This is a genomic window from Streptomyces sp. PTL18, from assembly GCF_059510295.1.
Genome location: NZ_JCAJZO010000032.1, coordinates 18,664 through 38,027 on the forward strand (window position 1 = coordinate 18,664; position 19,364 = coordinate 38,027).

Annotated in this window: 15 protein-coding genes; 10 read left to right on the forward strand and 5 right to left on the reverse strand. The window is 69.6% G+C overall.

What is annotated here, in order from left to right; translation table 11 throughout:
• Window positions 1-34 precede the first annotated feature (34 nt).
• Window positions 35-1,099 (reverse strand): sodium:calcium antiporter, encoded by a 1,065-nt coding sequence (locus tag AC5WS8_RS34720; RefSeq protein ID WP_496107502.1) that lies wholly within the window; start codon window positions 1,097-1,099, stop codon window positions 35-37.
• 298 nt (window positions 1,100-1,397) lie between these two features.
• Between AC5WS8_RS34720 and AC5WS8_RS34725 the strand changes: the two genes are divergently transcribed.
• Entirely contained in the window at window positions 1,398-2,288 is an 891-nt protein-coding gene (locus AC5WS8_RS34725; protein ID WP_496107503.1) for an NAD-dependent protein deacetylase, read from the forward strand.
• A 263-nt stretch (window positions 2,289-2,551) separates the two neighbouring features.
• Here AC5WS8_RS34725 and AC5WS8_RS34730 read toward each other — a convergent pair whose 3' ends face one another.
• The gene (locus AC5WS8_RS34730) at window positions 2,552-3,127 is read right to left on the reverse strand and encodes a TetR/AcrR family transcriptional regulator (protein WP_496107504.1); all 576 of its coding nucleotides are present in this window, start codon (window positions 3,125-3,127) and stop codon (window positions 2,552-2,554) included.
• A 130-nt stretch (window positions 3,128-3,257) separates the two neighbouring features.
• Between AC5WS8_RS34730 and AC5WS8_RS34735 the strand changes: the two genes are divergently transcribed.
• Window positions 3,258-4,082, forward strand: coding sequence for an SDR family NAD(P)-dependent oxidoreductase (locus AC5WS8_RS34735; protein ID WP_496107505.1), 825 nt, complete (start codon window positions 3,258-3,260; stop codon window positions 4,080-4,082).
• On the opposite strand, the gene AC5WS8_RS34740 is transcribed toward AC5WS8_RS34735, so the two are convergent.
• Window positions 4,060-4,401 carry a hypothetical protein gene (locus AC5WS8_RS34740; protein WP_496107506.1) on the reverse strand — a complete coding sequence of 114 codons (342 nt, stop codon included), beginning with the start codon at window positions 4,399-4,401 and terminating at the stop codon, window positions 4,060-4,062. The two genes, AC5WS8_RS34735 and AC5WS8_RS34740, sit on opposite strands and share 23 nt — an antisense overlap.
• A 9-nt stretch (window positions 4,402-4,410) precedes the next feature.
• Window positions 4,411-8,556 carry a S53 family peptidase gene (locus tag AC5WS8_RS34745; RefSeq protein ID WP_496107507.1) on the reverse strand — a complete coding sequence of 1,382 codons (4,146 nt, stop codon included), beginning with the start codon at window positions 8,554-8,556 and terminating at the stop codon, window positions 4,411-4,413.
• Window positions 8,557-8,781: 225 nt separating this feature from the next.
• Here AC5WS8_RS34745 and AC5WS8_RS34750 point away from each other — a divergent pair, with 225 nt between their 5' ends.
• Complete coding sequence (locus AC5WS8_RS34750; protein WP_496107508.1) at window positions 8,782-9,756, forward strand: TrmB family transcriptional regulator; 975 nt, start codon at window positions 8,782-8,784, stop codon at window positions 9,754-9,756.
• Between the two features lie 648 nt (window positions 9,757-10,404).
• On the opposite strand, the gene AC5WS8_RS34755 is transcribed toward AC5WS8_RS34750, so the two are convergent.
• Window positions 10,405-10,785 (reverse strand): YybH family protein, encoded by a 381-nt coding sequence (locus AC5WS8_RS34755; protein ID WP_496107509.1) that lies wholly within the window; start codon window positions 10,783-10,785, stop codon window positions 10,405-10,407.
• A gap of 147 nt (window positions 10,786-10,932) precedes the next feature.
• Here AC5WS8_RS34755 and AC5WS8_RS34760 point away from each other — a divergent pair, with 147 nt between their 5' ends.
• The 7 genes from AC5WS8_RS34760 (at window position 10,933) to AC5WS8_RS34790 (ending at window position 19,323) form a co-directional block, all read left to right on the forward strand.
• Window positions 10,933-11,832, forward strand: a complete 900-nt coding sequence (locus AC5WS8_RS34760; RefSeq protein WP_496107510.1) for a helix-turn-helix domain-containing protein — start codon at window positions 10,933-10,935, stop codon at window positions 11,830-11,832.
• 108 nt (window positions 11,833-11,940) lie between these two features.
• On the forward strand, window positions 11,941-12,681 hold the full coding sequence (locus AC5WS8_RS34765) for an SDR family NAD(P)-dependent oxidoreductase (protein ID WP_496107535.1): 741 nt from the start codon (window positions 11,941-11,943) through the stop codon (window positions 12,679-12,681).
• A 931-nt stretch (window positions 12,682-13,612) separates the two neighbouring features.
• Window positions 13,613-14,791 (forward strand): lysine-2,3-aminomutase-like protein, encoded by a 1,179-nt coding sequence (locus tag AC5WS8_RS34770; protein ID WP_496107511.1) that lies wholly within the window; start codon window positions 13,613-13,615, stop codon window positions 14,789-14,791.
• 10 nt (window positions 14,792-14,801) lie between these two features.
• Entirely contained in the window at window positions 14,802-15,713 is a 912-nt protein-coding gene (locus AC5WS8_RS34775) for an EamA family transporter (protein ID WP_496107512.1), read from the forward strand.
• A gap of 663 nt (window positions 15,714-16,376) precedes the next feature.
• Window positions 16,377-17,072: a hypothetical protein gene (locus tag AC5WS8_RS34780; RefSeq protein ID WP_496107513.1), complete on the forward strand. Its 696-nt coding sequence runs from the start codon at window positions 16,377-16,379 to the stop codon at window positions 17,070-17,072.
• Between the two features lie 5 nt (window positions 17,073-17,077).
• Window positions 17,078-18,427, forward strand: coding sequence for a peptidoglycan-binding protein (locus AC5WS8_RS34785; RefSeq protein WP_496107514.1), 1,350 nt, complete (start codon window positions 17,078-17,080; stop codon window positions 18,425-18,427).
• Window positions 18,424-19,323 carry an ABC transporter ATP-binding protein gene (locus AC5WS8_RS34790; RefSeq protein ID WP_496107515.1) on the forward strand — a complete coding sequence of 300 codons (900 nt, stop codon included), beginning with the start codon at window positions 18,424-18,426 and terminating at the stop codon, window positions 19,321-19,323. Before AC5WS8_RS34785 ends, AC5WS8_RS34790 begins: the two co-directional genes overlap by 4 nt.
• Window positions 19,324-19,364: the final 41 nt, after the last annotated feature.

Consider the following 19,364-nt stretch of genomic DNA (forward strand, 5'->3'; position numbering starts at 1 on the left):
CCCCGCCGGACGCACACTGCAGGCCGCTTCTCGGTCAGGTGGCGATGGTGGCCAGTCCGGCGATGCCGATGAGATAGACGACCACCGCGGCGATGCTGTCGACGCCCATGCGGGCGTACTGGCGGCGCGGACGGAAGACCAGCCCCGCCATGTAGACCACCGTGAGGATGATTCCGAGCGCGGTGAGGTAGATGTCGGTGTCGTGCGCGGCCGGAAGGACCGGTTTGCCGGAGAGGACGGTGGCGAGCAGGAACAGCACCGGCAGGAAGGCGTTGCCGCCGAAGATGTCGCTGACGGCGAGCTGGTAGTCGCCCAGCTTCGTGGAGGTCAGGCCGGTGCTGACCTCCGGCAGGGAGGTCGCCGCGGCCAGCACGGTCGCGCCGAACAGCACACCGCTCAGGCCCTGCCGGGCGAAGAACTCCTCACCGCTGCGTTCGATCACGACACCGGCCACGAGTGTGGCCAGTGCGGAAACACCGAACACCAGCCCGGCGCGTGCGGTGCTCACGCCCTTGTCGCTGGCGGCCCTCTCCTTCTTGCCTTTGGAGTGGCCGCGCGGTTCGGGCTGGCTGTCCGGGGCGTCGCCGCCCTCCCGCCACGGCAGACCCCGGCCGGCCCGGCTGAGCAGGACCAGGCCGATCACCCACACGAGAGCGATCGCCGTCGAAGCGGGGGCCAGGCGGGCGGCGTGCAGGTTCGGGGAGAGCTGGGTGCCCATCACCACAACGGCGAGGACGACCACCACCAGGGCGCCCTCCAGGACCAGTTGCAAGCTGGCCGCCAGGCGGGTCAGCGGGGCGCGCGGGCGGACTCCGGCCGCGTCCAGGACCGCCAGCACGATGGTCTGGATGGCGATACCGCCGAGGATGTTGCCGACCGCGACATCGAGCTGGCCGGCCATCGACGCACTCGCGGTGATCGCGATCTCGGGGAGGTTCGTCGCGATCGCCAGCAGGACGAGACCGCCCAGCGCGCTGCCGAGGTGCAGCCGTTCGGCGAGCACGTCGGTGGTGTCCGACAGCTTGATACCCGCAATCCAGATGACAGCAGCACTGGTTATGAACAACGCCAGCAACAGTGGCGAACCCAAAGATCCCATGGAGTCGGGGGTACCCGCCGATCCGGGGCGAAACCAGCCGACCTCGCCGCCCGGCACCGCCTCGCGGCCCAGCCCCGTCGACACCGGTCAGCCGCCGCTGCCGATGGTTGACGGTGCGCGGCGAGCGGGAGGTTCCGGCGGCGCACGTCAGCCGCGACGAGTGCCACGATCCTCTTGGTTGCCCGGCGCCCGGAGTGCGGTGGCGCACGATCAAGGTACGGGGCACGGACGCCTGTTCCCGCATCCTGCCGGTCGGTGCGCGCGACCGGATGCGCGGCCTGTTCCGTACCCTGGCGACATGCGCACGCGCCCCACTCTGAGCTGGACTCCCACCGAGGATTCGCCACCGGGCACCACGGATCTCGAGCCGGTCGCCGATGCACTGGCCACCGGTGGTGTGCTGGTACTCAGCGGGGCGGGCATCTCCACGGAGTCCGGCATCCCCGACTACCGGGGCGAGGGCGGGAGTCTGAGCCGGCACACCCCCATGACGTACCAGGACTTCACCGCGAGCGCCCAGGCCCGGCGCAGGTACTGGGCGCGCAGCCACCTCGGCTGGCGCGCCTTCGGCCGGGCCCGCCCCAACGCCGGGCACCGGGCCGTGGCCGCGTTCGGGCGGCACGGCCTCCTCTCGGGTCTGATCACCCAGAACGTGGACGGCCTGCACCAGGCAGCCGGCAGTGAGGGTGTCGTGGACCTCCATGGACGTCTGGACCGGGTCGTCTGCCTTTCCTGCGGCGCCTTCAGCCCGCGCCGCCAACTCGCCCGGCGGCTGGAAGAGGCCAATCCGGGCTTCGAACCGGTGACCGCGGGAATCAACCCGGACGGTGACGCCGACCTCACCGACGAACAGGTCGGGGACTTCCACGTGGTGCCCTGCACGGTCTGCGGCGGCATCCTCAAACCGGATGTGGTGTTCTTCGGCGAAGCCGTTCCGCCGCAGCGGGTCGAGCACTGCCGCACGCTGGTCCGTGAAGCGGCCTCGCTGCTGGTCCTGGGCTCCTCGCTGACGGTGATGTCCGGGCTCCGGTTCGTCCGTCAGGCCGCCCAGGCCGGGAAGCCGGTGCTGATCGTCAACCGGGATCCGACGCGGGGCGACCGCCACGCCCTCACCCGGGTCACGCTCCCGCTGGGGACGGCCCTCACCACCGTGGCCGGCCTGCTGGGCGTCGCCTGCGCCCCTGGATGATCCACCGGACGCCCTCCGGTTCCTTCCGCCGGAGCACCGCGACGTCTCCCTGCTCGTCGTCGGCGACGGCCCGCTGCCACTGCGGTGGGCATCGGCTGCACCTGGACCGCGGCCTGCCGATCGGCGAACCGTGGGTGCCGGGTTCGGCCTGCGACCACCTGCTGATCGGCCGAGAAGGACCTGGCGCCGGCGGAGGCGTCCGGGATCACCCCGGGCGGGCCGCCGATGAGCGAGGCCGACTGGTCGAGACCTGGGGCCACACGCTACGACGTAGCGCTGTGGCGGAGCCCGTCGAGGAGCAGGTCGAGGAGGCGGCCGGCCCGTCCGCGTTGGGCGGGGGCGCTGGTGATCAGTGCGACGCCGGAGAGGCTGAGGCCTACGTCGATGGGCTCGATGTCGGAGCGCAGGAGCCCGGCGTCGGCGCCGGCGTGCAGCAAGGTGCCGACCGCGGTGCTGAGCCTGTCCAGGGTTTGGGCGAAGGGGTCCGCGCCTGAGGCGACCGCGGCCCGCAGGGCGTCTGCCATGCCCTGCTTGGTGGCCAGGTAGTCGATGAACCGGTCCATCCACAGGCGCATGGCCCTGTCCGGCGGGTTGTCGGCCAGCAGTTCGGCGGCGCTGTCGCAGACGCGGGCGAGCTCGTTGCGGTAGGCCGCCTCGATGAGCGCCTCGCGGGTGGGGAAGTGGCGGTAGAGCGTGGCCGAGCCGACGCCCGCAGCCTTGGCGATCGTGTCGATCGGGACGTCCGCTCCCTTCTCGGAGAAGGCGCGTACGGCCGCTTCGAGGATGCGCTCCCGGTTGCGGCGGGCATCGGCGCGCAACGGGCTCGGTCGGGTGGTCAAGGCTGCTCCCTTCGTCGGGTGATTCAGTCTAACTGGACAACCGGGGAATTCCCCAGTTACCGTTGCGACGAACCGGGGAGTTCCCCGGTTACTGGGTGGCGCCAGTTGCTCTTGATGAGGAGAACCCTTGATGACCAGCGAGAAGACGGTTCTGATCACCGGCACGTCCTCCGGTATCGGCCTGGCCACGGCCGTCGCCGCCGCACGCCGCGGCTGGCGTGTCGTCGCCACCATGCGCGACACCGCCAAGGCGGGCGCACTGCGCGCGGCGGCGCAGGAGGCCGGGGTGGCCGTCGAGGTCCGCGCGCTGGATGTGACCGACCCGGCCTCGGTCGCAGCCTGCTTGGCCGGTCTCGACCGGCTCGAGGCGCTGGTCAACAACGCCGGCGCGGGCCACCTCGGCACGCTGGAGCAGGAGAGCATCGAGGAGGTACGCGCCGTGATGGAGGTCAACTTCTTCGGCGTCCTGAACGTCACCAAGGCGGCGCTGCCCCTGCTGCGGGTGAGCAAGGGCCGCGTGGTGACCGTGACCAGTGTGGGCGGCGTGATCGGCCAGCCGTTCAACGAGGCGTATTGTGCGGCCAAGTTCGCCGTCGAGGGCTTTATGGAGTCCCTCGCCCCGGTAGCGGCGACGGCCGACGTGGCCGTCAGCGTGGTCGAGCCGGGCGCCGTGGCCAGTGAGTTCGTCAGCAACGTGGGCGGCCGCGACACAGCGCCGGAGCAGGCCGGTCCGTACGCGCCCGCGCTGAGGGCCTACCTGGCCCGTACCCGTGACGCCTTCGCCACCGCGCAGACGCCACAGGGCGCGGCAGCAAGCATCGTCGAACTGCTGGAGGCCCAGAAGCCCGCCTTCCGGGTCCAGACCTCCGAGGCCGCACGCGCGTTCACCGCCGTGAAACTCACGGACGGTGACGGCTCGGCCGTCCAGGCGCTCACCACCGCGTGGATCGCCTAGAGCTCAGCGCACAGAGAAGACGATGTGCGACTGTGATACGGGCGGTCGCCCAGCCTTCCTCCGACCGGCCGGTGATCTCGACCACGGTCGCGTCGGTCCTGCGGCCGTGGTCGCGGAGGTACGCCAACGCCTGGTATTCCTGGCCAGCTTTCCACCCCATGAAGCCGGCGAAGGTGCCCAAGATCAGAAAAGCACCGGCAATCGAACAGCCGCTCGTAAGGTCACCCAGCGCCCTCTGCACGACCTCGGCTGAGAGCCTCGACGACAGACAGCTCAAGGTCCCGGCGTCCAGAAGGACGCCGGGACCCTGCGTGCTCACACCGGATGGCTACTTCATGGCTGCCAGGGCCCCGTCGACGCCCGCGGTGGGGGAGCCGAGGCCGGTGACGGTGTCGTAGCCGGGGCCGGCTGTGCACTCCGCGCCGCATCGGCCGTTGGAGCCGGCGGTGATGTCTCGCAGGTAGCTGCTGCCGAGCGCGTAGACATCGGTGTGCGCCGTGTCACCGTCCGGACCGTCGGAAGCCAGGTGCGGCTTGCCGGCGGCGGCCCGGAGCTGGTCGGCCGAGGCGATGATCGCACCCCAGATCGGGGCGGACAGGCTGGTGCCGCCCACCTTGAACCACATGGAGTGGGAGGCGCCGCCGTACGTCATCGTCAGGTAGACCGGCACGCCGGTGGCGGGGTCGGCCACGAAGCTGACGTCCGGTGTGGCCCTGAGTGGCGAGGGCTGCACGCCGTCCTGGTAGGCCGGGCGAGGCTCGAAGTAGCTCAGGCCGCCGCCGGTGGACCTCCACGCCGTCTCGTCGATGGTGTTGCCGTCGGCGTCCAGTCGGAGGTTGGTGCCGCCGATGGCCAGGGCGTAGGGGTTGGTGGCGGAGTAGCTGCCGGGGTAGCCGAAGTCTCCGGTGGACTGGACGCAGACCGCGTCGGCCAGCTTGCAGTGGCCGTCGTAGAAGGCCTCCTCGGAGAACTCGCCGGCGCCCCAGCTGTTGCTGACCGCGGCCGGGTGCAGCGCCGCGGCCACGTCTTGGGCCCGGGACAGCGCTGCCATGGTCGGATCCTTGGCCTCGACCAGGACGATCTTGGCGTGCGGGGCCGCCGAGTGCGCCCACTCGATGTCCAGCGCCGCCTCCTCGTTCCAGCCGGTGTCCACGTCCGGCTGGGTACCGTCCGCGTAGACCTGCTGGAAGTCGAAGCAGTCCTCGCCCGTGCCGGCCGTATCGCAGGTCTGCGGCAGGTTGAAGTGCGCGGCGAAGTGGTTCAGGTCCGCCTTCGCCGTCGGGTAGTGGTACGCGTCGACGATCGCGATCGTCTGGCCCGTGCCGTCACCCTTGAGGCCCAGGCGTGCCTGGATCTGCTGCGGGGTGTAGCCGGGGGCGACCTCCTGGACGTTGTCCTGGCCCGCGCTCAGCCTCTTGGCTGCCGGAGCCTTCGACTGGATCTCGATGGGGACCGAGGCCGTGCCGATCGGCATGCCGAGGTCCTTCAGCGGGCTCGCGCTGCGCATCCGGTCGCCGTTGAACTGACCCGCCTTGGCGGCGGTCTGCGGGGCCGCGGCCGACGTGTCGCCGTTCGGAGGAGTCGGAATCCGAGTGGGCTCGTCCTCGGAGAGCTTGTAGGTGGTCAGGCCGTGCGGGAAGTAGTCGATGTCGTTGACGGCGTCACCGATCGACTGCGCCGCGATGTTCAGAGCCCGCCAGTCGAGCGCGAGACCGATCAGGTCGTCACCGGGGCCGTCGCCCAGCGCCGCTGTTTTCACCTGGCTCGCCCCCAGGGCGAAGTCCGTCGCGCTCTCGCGGAGGAAGCCGTCGTTGTCCGCGAAGGGAGTGTCGTAGGACCACAGTTTCTGGTAGGCACCGACGAACGCCTCGGTTCCGCCGACGGATCTGGCGAACACTGCGGAGTGGAAGCCGAGGAAGGTGGGTACGTCGTAGGGCTCACCGCCGTTCGCCGGGTACACGAAGTCGTTGAACTCGCGCATCTCGACCAGGCCGGTCTTCTTGGACGCGACGAAGCCCTGCGACGTTCCGGGGCTGTCGTAGTTCTTGATCACCGCGCCGGAGCGCGCATCGAGGATCTGGACCAGGTGGCGGTAGTTCCTGAAATCGCCGGTGTAGGCGAAGGCGACACCGTGCCCGTTGGCGCCCGGGATGTTCGGGTCGGCCAGGGCGGGGTTGGTCGGCACGATCGCGACGGCATCAGAACCGGTCGGGGTCTCGGTCCAGTTCGGGATGCCGGTGGCGGCGTCCAGGCTGACCGCCGTCGGCGCCGGGTCGGTGGCCTGCGTGGGCAGGCCGATGCCGTGGTGTGTGCCGCCGTACTCGAAGAACAGGTGTCCGGCGCCGTCCGTGGTGACGCTGGAGAAGACCAGGCTCTTGCCCGCCGTCCCCTTCGGCCGGTACGTCCACAGCATCTTGCCCTGCTCGCTGTATGCGGTCAGGCTGCTGCCCGGGACGACGATCTCGGATCCGCCGCGGCCGTCGCCCACGACCGTGAGCGAAGCGGCGTAGCCGCCGGTGTGCACGTTCGCGCGTACCTCACCGCTGTGCGTGTCCAGTAGGGCGAAGCCGTGGTCGGTCGCGGCCACCACGGAGTCGCCGGTCGCGTCCTTGCCGGGGTTCGGCAGGAGGCGCAGGGCGTGCACCGAGCTGTCGACGGTGGCCCGCCACAGAACGGTCGGCGCCGCCTTCTTCAGGGTTCTGCCGTCGACGGCGAAGACACCACGGCTCTGGCCGGCGACGACCAGGTCCTTGCTCCCGTCCCGGTTCACGTCCGTGGCGACGGCCGTGTACGGGTCGCCGGCCAGGGGAATGGCGTGCGACGCACCGCTGTGGGGGTTGACCGTGTAGGCGGTGTCGTCATAGCCGACGGTGAGGAGTCCGCCCTGGTACCGGGTGAGCGTGTCGCCGGAGACGGCGCCGTCCTTTCGCCAGTCGAGTCGACCGCTCGCGGCGTTCAGTCCGATGAGCTGGGTGTGCTCGGGACCCGCGGGGGTGGCGGCGGTGGCGGTCGTCGGGTCGGACAGCGAGGCGAACACCTCGCTGCCCTTCGCGTCGGAGGCCAGCTCCATGGTCGGGGCGTTCGGTCCGCCGATCGTGGATGCCGTGGTGTACGACCAGAGGATGTGGCCCTGAGCGTCCCAGCCGGAGATGGTGCTCTGGCCGTCGGACATGTCGGCGTCGATGCCGAGCTCCGCGACAGCGAACCGGGGCCGGCCGTCTCTGGCGTTCGGCAGGACGTGGAAGGCCTCCGGCACGGTGCCCTCACGAGAGGCGAGCACCGCACGCTCACCGCTGTGCGCATCGATCGCGGTCAGGTCCCAGCGCACCTTGTCGAACGGGTCGTTCTGCTCGACCACCAGAACACGGTCCGCGCCCGGATCCTTCACCAGCATGCGCGGGTAGCCGGGAGTCTTGGTGTGCGCCATGACGCTGCCGTCGGAGGTCTCGAGCACCAGCACGTTGCCGTCCGCCGGGCGCGGGCTTCCCAGGTCCATCGGGGTGTCGGACCACGACGCGGCGATCCGGCCGCTTCCCATCGTCGTCAGATCGCCCCAGTACGCCCAGGGCGCGTGCGTCGAGTAGGTCCAGTCGGCGGTCCCGGTGAGCTTGCCGTCACCGGCGTGGCCGAAGCTGTAGGCGGTCAGATTGCTGCGGCTGTCGCCCTGTTCGGGTACCGGATCGCCGCCCCAGTCCGGGCCGACCGTGTTGGCGACGATCAGCTTTCCGTCCTGGAACAGCATGGTGCCGACGTAGCCGGGAACCAGCTTGCTCCACGCCGTCTTCCCGCTACGGCCGTCCAGGACGGTGACGAAGGTGCCGTAGTCCACCTTCGAACCGGGTGAGGAGAACGGCCGGAACGGCCAGTCGCCCACCGCGTAGGCGACGGCGACGTCCTGGACACCGTCGCCGTCGAAGTCGCCCGTCACGTACGGCTGCTTGCCGGTGGCCGACATCTGGTACGGGTTGTAGCCGGCATAGAGGCTCGGCAGATACGGGTAGGGCTGGAACCAGTTGTCGGGGGTCACCTGCCAGTCCTTGTACAAGGAGGTGGCTCCGCGGCTCCACACCTGCCTGCCCTGGGCGTCGTACCGGGCGACGGTCCCGCCGCTGAAGACGCCCACCCAGTCCTTGGTGCCGCCGAGCGCCAGGCTCTCGGCGAAGCCACGGGCGGTCTCCCACCGACCGGTCCGCTGGAAACCCGGGGCGACGGACGAGGACGAGGTGTCCGTGTGCTCGCCCGGGCCGGCCGGCACGCTCGGCTTCGTGCCCGGCAGCACCGGGGCGGCAGCCGCGGGCCCCTCCTGGGCGGCGACCTGCCCGGGCGTGCCGTCGATCCGGGGTTCGTACCGCCTGCTGAGCCTCTCGATCGCGGCGGCGGTCAGCCGGACGCTCTTCGCGCCCTGCTGAGGGACCGCCTGAGCCGACGGTGTGACCAGCAGGCCGGCGGCGAGCCCCAGCACGGTGGCGACCATGCCGGAGCGTATGCCCTTTCCACGCATTCTCAAGTGACCACGCGCCTCTCGTGTGGGAGCAGGGCGGTTGTGTCGAAGAAGCACTGGTGAACCGCCCTGCGGGGGATGCCGGTACTGTTCCAGCGAGCCCGGCTCACCGGGAGACGAACGGCTGGCCGATACCGGTCAGCAGCCGGTAGCGGCCATGCGCCGCCTCGGCCGGGACATACATGAGGAGGCGAACCTGTGCTGGAGTCCCTGGGTCTGGACGATGCGACCGAGCGCACCTACCGCCATCTGCTGGCTTCGCCGCCACTGACCGCGACCGAAATGGCCAGGCATCAGTCCTGCGGCACGGCACAGGCCCGCCGCATGCTCGACGACCTGGTCGCGGCGGGCCTCGCGGTCCCCTCGGCGGGACGACCCACCCGCTACGCCCCGCTGGATCCGCGCATCGGCCTGGCCGCTCTGATCCGCGCCCGCCGTCTGGAGCTGGAGCGCGCGGAGGCCGCGCTGGACGCCTACGGCGCCGAGTTCAACGAACGCAAGCTCAACTCCGATCCGAGTGGGCTGGTCGAGATCATCGAGGGGCCGACCGCGATCACCGACTGGTTGACCGCGCTGATGGCGGGCGCCGAGCACGAGGTGCTGTGCTTCGACACCCCGCCCTACCTCACGGCTGACGCGAGTGCGTTGCAGTCCGAGGAGGAGCTGCTGGCCCGTGGCGTGCGGGCACGGGCGGTCTACTCGAGCCAGGTGCTGGCCATCCCCGAACGCGCGGAACTGCTCCAGCACCTCGTGCTCCGCGGGGAGCAGGCCCGGGTGCTGCCCCATGTGCCCCTGAAAATGCTGGTCTTCGACCGCCGCGATGCCATCGTTCCGCTCACCGCCGGCGTCGACGGCCTGCGCAGTACGGCCGCCCTGGTCCACCGGTCACCGCTGTGCGACGCCCTGGTCGACCTCTTCGAGGCGAGTTGGCAGCAGGCCACGCCCGTCTTCGGCAGCGCGGCCCGGGAGACGGACGACCATCCCGACCTCAGCGAGGCGGAGCGTGCTCTGCTCCACTTGCTCCACGCCGGACTGAAGGACGAGACCATAGCCCGCCAACTCGGCCTCAGCGAACGCACCCTGCGCCGCCGGATCACCGACCTGACCGTCCGCCTCGGGGCGACGAGCCGGTTCCAGGCGGGCGCGCAGGCAGTTCGCCGCGGGTGGCTCTGATCCCCGTCCGGGATGGTTGACAGCGCCGGGAGCGCCCGGTAGACGGCGGCCGGGGCCTCCGCAACTCGTCGTCTCGCACGCCTGCTCTTCGCCCCTCTGCGTACGTCTGCGATACGGCCGATGTCGCTGATGTCCTCCTGAGCGAGCTCGTCGGCGGACGCCGTCATCGGCAGCCCGTTCACGCAGACGACGTGCAGCAGCGGCACGTACTGCTGCCACCACAGCCGCTCCGCCGCCGCGAGATCGGATGCGCCGCCCTCGCGCTTGAGATCGGCCAGCACACGGGGAACCTCCGCCAACACGCGTGCGGGATGAAGCTGCGCAGCCTGCCGTACCGCATCCCGTCGAGGATCGAGGACGGCCGGCCGCGGAACACCGTCGCGTGCGTCAGGACCCTGTTGGGGGACCTACGCTCCCGTCATGTACAGCCTCCATGCCCGCCCCCGACCGACGACCGGTGTCGGCTTCCGCCTCGGGGCAGGTTTTCCCAGAGACGGGACCTTGGCACGACCAGGCTGTCAGCAGGATGGGCCATTATTGATGGGGCTATTTGCGGTGCCTGGGAGCCCCGGCGGTGCCGCGGAACCCTGCGGGACGGACCACCGTCGGGCCGGCGGAGGCCGGCACATTCCGCGCTCAGGCGGTCGCTCAGGCCGTGCCGAGCGGATTGAGCACGGCGAACCGCCAGCAGCCGTCGACGCCTCGGCACGCGACGTTGGCGGTGGTGCCGGTCGGGGCGACACGCTCGCCGTTGGGAGCGGTGACTTCGAGGGTCCAGTCGGTGACCAGCAGCGCGGCCTCGGCGCCGACCAGGGTGTGCCGGGGGATGTTGGTGAGCCGTCCACGGGCGGCGACGGTCCCGCTGATCTCCCGGCGCAGCGCCTCGTGACCGGTAATGACCTCGCCGGCCGGCGTGCGCATGGTGGCTCCAGGGGTGAACAGGGCCAGCACGCCCTCGACGTCACCGCCGTTCAGGGCATCCTGGAACGCGCCGGGCAGGAGTGCGGGATCGGTGATCGCAGTCTTCACAGTGGTGGGTCCTTCTCTGGTGTGTGCGCAACGGGGCAGGGATGTACGAGCGCGCCGCGGGCTCAGCGGCGCAGGCCCTGGTACGCGGCGACGCCTCCACGATCCCCGCCAAGGGCCTCTCGCGACGAGGTAGAGTCGGGACCTGTCATGGTCGAAGTTGGACAACGCGACGTCATCGACATCGCCTACCTCAATCCCGACCGCCCGCGGCTGGGCATCGAGGTGCTGACGTTCGACGTCCTGCGCCGCCGCCTGAAAAGGGCCGTCGCCCGCACCGCGAGCCGACCGGACTTCCATCAACTGCTCCTCGTGCGAGGCGGCGAGGCAACCATGACGGTCGATTTCGCCCCCCAGCCCTGCGCACCGGGCAGACTGCTGCATCTGCGGCCCGGTCAGGTCCAGCGGTTCCCGGCCGATGCGGAGGGCCGCCTGGCGGAACTGGATGCCGTGCTGGTGCTGTTCACCGCCGCCTTCCCACCGCGCCTGCCTCAGCTCGCGTCCCTCCTCGACGGCTTCGGCCCGCCCGGCTGGACGCTCTCCCCGGGCAACCATCAGGTCCTCGACCGGGCCCTGTCCGAGATCGCGGCCGAGTACCACACCCTTGAGGACCGCCGGGAGGACACGGACGCCGACCTCACCGTCCCACTGCTGCGCCAGCTCCTCGGAGCGGTGCTGCTGCGTCTGGCTCGGCTGCCCCATCCGGACCATGCCGCCTCGGCGAGGGCTGGCGGCGAGGTCTTCCGTGCCTTCCGGTACGAGCTGGAGCGCTCCTTCGCCGCCACCCGCTCCGTACAGAGGTACGCCACCCAACTCGGTTACTCACCACGCACCCTGACCCGGTCCTGCCAGGCCGCCACCGGCCGCACCGCCAAAGAACTCATCGACGCCCGCGTTGCTCTGGAGGCGCAGCGCCTGCTCGTTCACACCGATCTGCCAGTCGCCGCGATCGGCCGGATGCTCGGATTCTCCGAACCCGCCAACTTCGGGAAGTTCTTCACCCGCGAGACCGGCGACACCCCCGGCGGCTTCCGCACCCGCCGGCGCTAGTACTCCAGTCCGGTTTTCGTGATCAGGATGGTGTTGCCCTCCGGAAGGCCGAACGTCAGGTCGGATTCCCGCCGGCTTCCGGCGCTGGTGCCCGCAATGCTCAACGTCATGAAGCGACTTGAAGGAAACGTGGCGTTGATCACGGGCGGCAGCCGGGGCATCGGTGCCGCTGTGGCGTTACGGCTGGCCGAAGAAGGCGCCGACGTCGTCCTGACCTATGAGAGCAGCACGGAACGCGCCACCGAGGTGGTGGAGCAGATCAAGGCCAGAGGGCGCCGGGCACTGGCCATCCAGGCCGACAGCGCCGTCCCTGAGGCACTCACCGCCGCGGTGGACGAGGCCGCCGCGATGTTCGGCAGACTCGACATCCTGGTCAATAACGCCGGCGTCTTCCTCGTTGGCCCACTCGAAGACCTGGGACCGGCAGAGATCGATCGCACCCTGGCGGTGAACGTCCGGGCGCCGTTCGCAGCGTCCCAGGCGGCAGTGCGTCACATGGGCCAGGGCGGCCGCATCATCAGCATCGGCAGCAATGTCGCCGAACGCGCGGTCTTCCCCGGGCTGGCGCTGTACTCGATGAGCAAGACGGCTCTGGTCGGGATGACGAAGGGCCTGGCCCGGGAATTCGGTCCGCGTGGAGTCACCGCCAATCTGGTGCATCCCGGCCCCACCGACACGGATACCAACCCCGCTGACGGGCCGAACGCCGAAGTGATCGCCGGCTTCACGGCTCTGGGCCGCTATGCGGGAGCGGCCGAGATCGCGGCCACCGTCGCCCACCTGGCAAGTGCGGACGGCTCGTACATCACCGGAGCCTCGATCCATGTCGACGGCGGTTTCACCGCCTGACACGCGAACGACTCCGCAACCACGCTGAGGCCCAGCCCGCAGGAGGGAAGGCCACGCGTGATCATCGGGGGTTGTGTGGACTCCTGAAGATCGTGCGGTGGCCGCGGGCCATAGCGTAGACCCTGCCCGCTGGCGGGCGACGTTCGACCAGGTCATGGCCCGGATCGCGGGCAGGTTCAGACGGGTTGAGCCCCGGGCCGCAGCCCGCGCTCACCTGCGCGGGCTGCTGTCGAGCGTCGAACGGAAGAACCGCTGACGTATGGCCGAACAGGCCGGTCATACGCGGCCCGGGCCGATGCAGCGCCTGCTGCGCCGCGGTCCGGATGCCCTGACCACCGATCCCGCACAGGGCGCGCAGGACCGCGTCGACCCGCTCCCATCTGGCGATCGGCTCCCCGCGCGGGAGTCGGCGGATCGACTCCTGCTGACGGGAGAGGCATCGGTCATGGACCGGGTGGTCGCAGCGACGCGGGCGGGTGCAGGACGGCCGGGCTGGCGGCAGTGGAAGAACAGCTCTGCCACGAACGCTCGCCTGGTTCCGCGCTGCCCGGTGGCCGGTCGGCACCGGCCGCTCTCGGCTGCTGCGCAGCGACTTGACCTTGGTGCGGTTCGGGCCGTACTGGATCAGCCGGTCCGGTGGGGTCGGCCGCGTCTCATGCCCCGGCGCCGCTCGGCCTCGCGTCGTTCCACGACTGCGATCCACCTGTCGATCGGGACGAGGGCTGCCGTTGCCCGCTGAACCACCACGCGGCGGGCGAACCGGAGAAAGGACCGGCCGCGATGAGGCAAGCCATCAAGCCATAAGCGGGCGCGCGACCCGAAACCAATCGGCGACTGAATGTCGTCGACATCTAGCTGCTCATTGTCTGATTCCTCGCGCAATACACTGGCTGCGCCGTGCTTGTTCAACTGCAGACGGCCAGGTCGAAAAATGAAGGATCTGGCGCATACGCGTGCACGCCTGCCGGCGTTCTTTCTGTATAAGATGGGCATGCAATGGCGAACGGAGGGAGAGAGCGTGGCTGAGCGTCGTACTGCGCGCCGAGCAGCTGACCTTGCGCGTGAGGGGCTTCTGGATGAGCGCCGATTGTCCTCTGTCGACGATGTGGCCAAGGAATTTTCCATGGCCGTAACACCGGAGCTGATGGACCTCATTGACCGCGACAATGTCACAGATCCCATCGCCCGGCAATTCATCCCCACGGAGAATGAATTATTGACGACCCCCGAGGAATTAGCCGATCCCATCGGCGACAATTCGTTCGAGGCTGTTCCTGGAATCGTTCACCGCTATCCCGACCGCGTGCTGCTCAAGCCGCTCCACGTCTGCCCGGTCTATTGCCGATTCTGCTTCCGTCGGGAGAAGGTGGGGCCCGGGGCTGAACACCTGTCCCGAGATCAGCTGCGGGGGGCCTTGAACTACATCCGAGACCGTGCGGAGATTTGGGAAGTCATCCTGACCGGGGGTGACCCTCTCATCATGCATCCCGACCGGATACGGCACCTGGTCGAGGCGCTGGCCGAGATCGAGCACGTCGGCATCATGCGGGTGCATACCCGTGTCCCAGTGGCCGACTCCGCACGTGTGTCGGCGGAGATGGTCGGGGCTCTGGAGGCGGGCAAGACGGTGTACGTGGTGGTGCACTGCAACCATCCCCGCGAGTTGACCGCAGAGGCCGAAGCCGCCATCGCACGGCTTGTCGACGCCGGCATCCCCGTGTTGAGCCAGAGCGTTCTTCTGCGAGGTGTGAACGACGATCCTGCGACTTTGGAACAACTTCTGCGATCGCTCGTCCGGGCCCGCGTGAAGCTGTACTACCTTCACCATGGTGATCTCGCGCGAGGCACAAGCCACTTCCGAACCTCGATCGAAGAGGGCCAGGCCTTGATGCGTGCCCTGCGGGGCCGCGTGTCCGGGGTCTGCCAGCCCACGTACGTGCTCGACATCCCGGGGGGTAAGGGAAAGGTACCGATCGGTCCCTCGTACATCGAAGCAGTCGGCGACAACACCTACCGGGTACAGGACTACCAAGGAAACGTGCACGCCTATCCACCCATCTACAGGAGCGAGCAGTCGCCGAGCTCGACGTCCGGCCCAGAGCATCACTGACGGGCGGAGGATGACCGGAATTCTGTTGGCGCTCGGGGCCGCACTGCTCTACGGTACGGGCGAGTTCATCGGTGGCATCGCTTCGCGTCACAGAGGCGCCGTGAACGTCCTGCTCATGAACCTCCCCGTAGGACTCGTGCTGCTGGTCACTGCGGCGACCTGGGTGCACGGCACTCCCTCGCCCCGGGGCCTGATCTGGGGTTTCGCTTCCGGCCTGGCCGGCGGTATCGGTCTCCTGGCTTTTTACCGAGCCCTGGCCCTGGGCCCCATGACCGTCGTCTCACCCGTCTCGGCGCTCGTCGCCGCCGGCCTTCCGGTCATTGCGGGCGTGCTGATGGGAGAGCGCCTGACGATGCGGCGCTTGTTCGGTGTCCTGCTGTGCGGGACGGCCTTGCTCTGCGTCAACTTGAAAGTCGGGCGGCCAGTTGATCCCGATTCGTCATCCATGGCGCGACGCAGCCCTCGCAAATGGGCCGGCGGACCCGGACTCGCCATGATATCCGGCGTGGGTTTCGGAATTTTCTTCGTCTTGCTGAGCGCATCAGGAAATGACAGCGAGCTGTGGCCATTGGTGACATCACGTTGCGCCAACCTGGTCGTCATGCTGAGCGCCATCGCTACTATTGCGTGGAATCGCAAGCGCATCTCCTGCGCTGTTTCCGACGTCGGCCCGCCCCTTGCCTCAGGAAACAGCGCGATCACACTCGCTCTCACCGCAGGAATCCTCGACACAGGAGCGAACATTCTGTACTTCCTGGGGGTGCGAGCCGGGATGCTCAGCATCGCGGCCGTGCTCACATCCCTCTATCCCGCGGTGACCGTCACTCTCGCCCACTTCATCCATCGAGAACATCTGAGCTCCCTGCAGCAAACCGGACTCGTGGTCGCGGCTATCGGCGTAACACTCGTCAGCCTGCGCTGACGCGAGGAATCTGCGTCAGCAGCACGCGAAGAGCTCGGTGAACTCGACGTCCTCGCTGTCCTCGGCGCCTGTGCGGGGCGGCTGCCAGGGCCGCCCCGCACCAAGTGCTTGTCTTCGAGTCGGGCCTCACGCGGGGGCGGAAGGCCCTGAGCAGGGCGTCCCTGGTGTGAGGCGCGACGAACACAGGTATGAGCGAGCCCCGCAGTCCCTCCCGTGACACCGGGGCCTGGTCGTGCCACAGGCCCGCCGGCGCGCTCCGGTACCGCGCATTCGGCTCTCGCGCACTGTCCTGGACTGTTACACGCTCATGAGCGTCTGCGGCACGGCTCATGCTCCGCGATGGCCATCATCGATCGCCAAGGAGGTGCGGGTGAGGCCGGTTGGCCGGGCGACCCCGCACCACGGACGAACGGGGAAACGGGAGCCGGCCATGAGCCTTCGATCAAGTTCACTGCTTGTCCGCGCGGCGGGAGCCGCGGCGCTGTGCACGGCGTTGTCCGCCTGCGGAGGAGGCAACGCGGACTCCGCGGGAAGCGGCGGCGCCTCGGGCGGCGGCGCGAAGCCCACACCGCTGCGGAGCCTGTCCGCCCAGGACCGGCAGGAGAAGCTGCGCGTCAGGGCGGACGCGGTCGCTGCGTGCATGCACAAGCAGGGATCCAGTACGTGGCAGCCGTTCCACCGCAGCAGGAAAGCACCAAGTCACCGACGACCTACAGCGAGATGAAGGCGTTCCGCACGAAGTACGGCTTCGGCGTTTTCGCCGGCTACGTGTATCCCAATGATCCGCGTCTCGATGGCGCCTCCAGCACGTACAAGGATCCCAACGACGACATCGTCGCCAAGCTCTCGCCCGACCAGAAGCAGGCCTATGACAAGGCGCTCCGCGGGAACAGGTCCGGTAAGGACTCCGAGGACCCGAAGTCGTGCGACGGCCAGGGAGACAAGGCGGCCGGGCTCACGCATCCGCCGGCCGCCGACTTGCAGAAGCTCAACGGGCTGTACCAACGCCAGTTCCAGGAGTTCAACACTGATCCGCAGCTGGTGGCCGCCGCGCGGACGTACGCCTCCTGCCTGCGCGGCAAGGGCTACGTCGTGAACGACACCCGCCCCAACTCGGTCGAGCACGTCGTGGCGGAGCCCTTCTACCAGAAGCGGGTGCAGCTGTCCGACTCCTTCAGCCGGCGGCTGGATGCGGGCACGGCCCAGCCGCTGCTGAACGACGAGATCAAAGCGGCCCTGGATGATCTGAAGTGCGGCAAGGACTACTTCCCGCTGGCCAACGCCAAGAGGAAGAAGCAGGCCGAAGCGCTGGCCGACATCCCGGGCACCAAGGACTACGACGAGAAGCACGGACTGTAGCGGCCATGGCAACGACGAAGAAAGTGCTGCTCTGCGTGGTGTCCGGCGTCGTGGTCCTGGGCGTGGTGGGCTGGGCAGTGGGCAGCCAGGTGCAGTCCCCCGCGGACGCGGCCGCGGCTCACCGGCCGCCCGCGGCCTCACTGATCACCGCGGGCGTGGAGAAACGTGTTCTGACCAGCACCGTGGTCACTCAGGGGACGGTCGGCTACGCCGCCGCCCGCCCGCTCAACTTCGCCGGAACGGTCGCGCCGTCCCAGGGCGCCGGCTCGCAACCGCTGGTGACAAAGGGGGCGCAGACGGGCAGTATCACCGAAGGTTCGGTGCTGCTGGAGGTAAGCGGTCGGCCGGTCCTGGTGCTCAAGGGAAACGTGCCGATGTACCGCACGCTGGCTCGCGGGTCCACCGGCGACGACGTCCGGCAGCTGCAGCAGGGGCTCACGGACATCGGCTTCCCCACCCCGGTGACCGGCACCTACGGCACGGCGACCGAACGGGCCGTGTCCCTGTGGTACGCGAGCCACCACTACACCCCCGCCACGGCCTCCGAGCAGCCCGGCTCCCCCGACGGCGGCCGGCAGCCGTCCGCCGCCGCCACGGCCCGGGCAACTCCGTCACCGGCCACCGCGGCCCGAGCCACCGCATCGGCCACCGCCGCGACCGCAGTGACCGTACCCTCGGGGGAGCTCATTTTCCTTCCCGACCTGCCGGCCCGGCTCACCGACGTATCCGCCTCGGTCGGAGCGCCGGCCACTGGGAAGATCGGCTCGGTCTCCAGCTCCGCACTGCAGGTCCAGGCGCAGGTACCGACACCCGACGCCCAGTTGTTCAAGGCAGGAGCCAAGGCCACAATCCAGACCTCGGACGGAAGGCAGTTCCCCGCCACCGTGACGGCCCTGGGCGTGGCCGCCGCTTCCAAGAACCCGGCATCCGGCACCGGTGGCGCGAGCACGTCTCGCGTCCCGGCCTCCGGTGGTACGGGGCCCGGTGGCGCGTCAGCCGGCGGAGCGGACGGCGCCACCTCCGAGGGCGGCAGCACGCAGGCGACCACGTCGATGCTCGTGGTGCCGCAGAAACCCGGTGCACTCGCCTCCTACAACGGCCAGTCAGTCAAGATCACAGTGCAGGTCGGTTCCACGGGGGGCCAGGTGCTGGTCGTTCCGGCATCGGCGCTGTCCACCAAGGCCGACGGCAAGTCCTGGGTCCGCGTCGCCCGCGGCAACGGGCAGAGCACCGATGTGGCGGTCACCCCCGGCCTGACGGTGTCGGGCGACGTGCAGGTGACCCCCGCGCGGAAAGGCGCACTCAACCCCGGTGACCAGGTCGTCATCGGCACCGGTCAGGAGGGCCGTTCGTGACTGCGTCCCCGGCGACCGGCGCCCGCCACGAGGTGATCAGGCTGGAAGGGATCAGCCGTACCTTCTCCTCCGAACCCCCGGTCCACGCACTGCGCGATGTCAATCTGACGGTCCGTTCGGGTGACTACCTCGCCGTGGTCGGACCTTCCGGCTCGGGCAAGTCCACCCTGCTCAACACGCTCGGTCTGCTGGACCGGCCGACCAGCGGTAGCTACCTGCTGGACGGAGTGGAGACCACCGCCCTTGGGGACGTGGCCAGAACGTGGCTGCGTGGCAGCCGGATCGGATTCGTCTTCCAGTCCTTCCACCTGCTGGCCCACCGCACCGTCGAGGAGAACGTCATGCTCGGTGAGGTCTACCGGCGGGCGGACCGGGCCACCCGCAGAGAGCGCGCGGTCGAGACGCTGGAGCGGGTCGGGGTGGGCCACCGGGTCGGTTTCCGCCCCGACCGGCTCTCCGGTGGCGAGCGCCAACGGGTGGCCATCGCCCGGGCACTGCTGGGCGGTCCCTCGCTGCTGCTGTGCGACGAACCCACCGGCAACCTCGACACCGCCAACACCGCCTCCATGCTGGACCTGTTCGACGAGCTCCAGGAGCAGGGCACCACACTGCTGGTCATCACCCACGACACCGTGGTGAGCCGGCGGGCCCGGCGGCGGGTGAGGATCCAGGACGGCCTTCTCACCGAGACCGTCCAGACAGCTGAGACAGCCGAGACCGTGCAGATGGCGCAGATCGCGCAGGCGGCACAGAACCGGCAGGCGGCGCCGACCGCGGACACCACCGAGACCGTGCAGACCGCGCAGGCGGCACAGAACCGGCAGGCCGCGAACACCGCGGACACCGCCGAGAGCGCCCGGACAACGCCCGTCCTGCGCACCGGAGACGGCCGGTGAGCGCCCGACGCCCGGGAAAGGGGCGCCCACGGTCCGAGCGA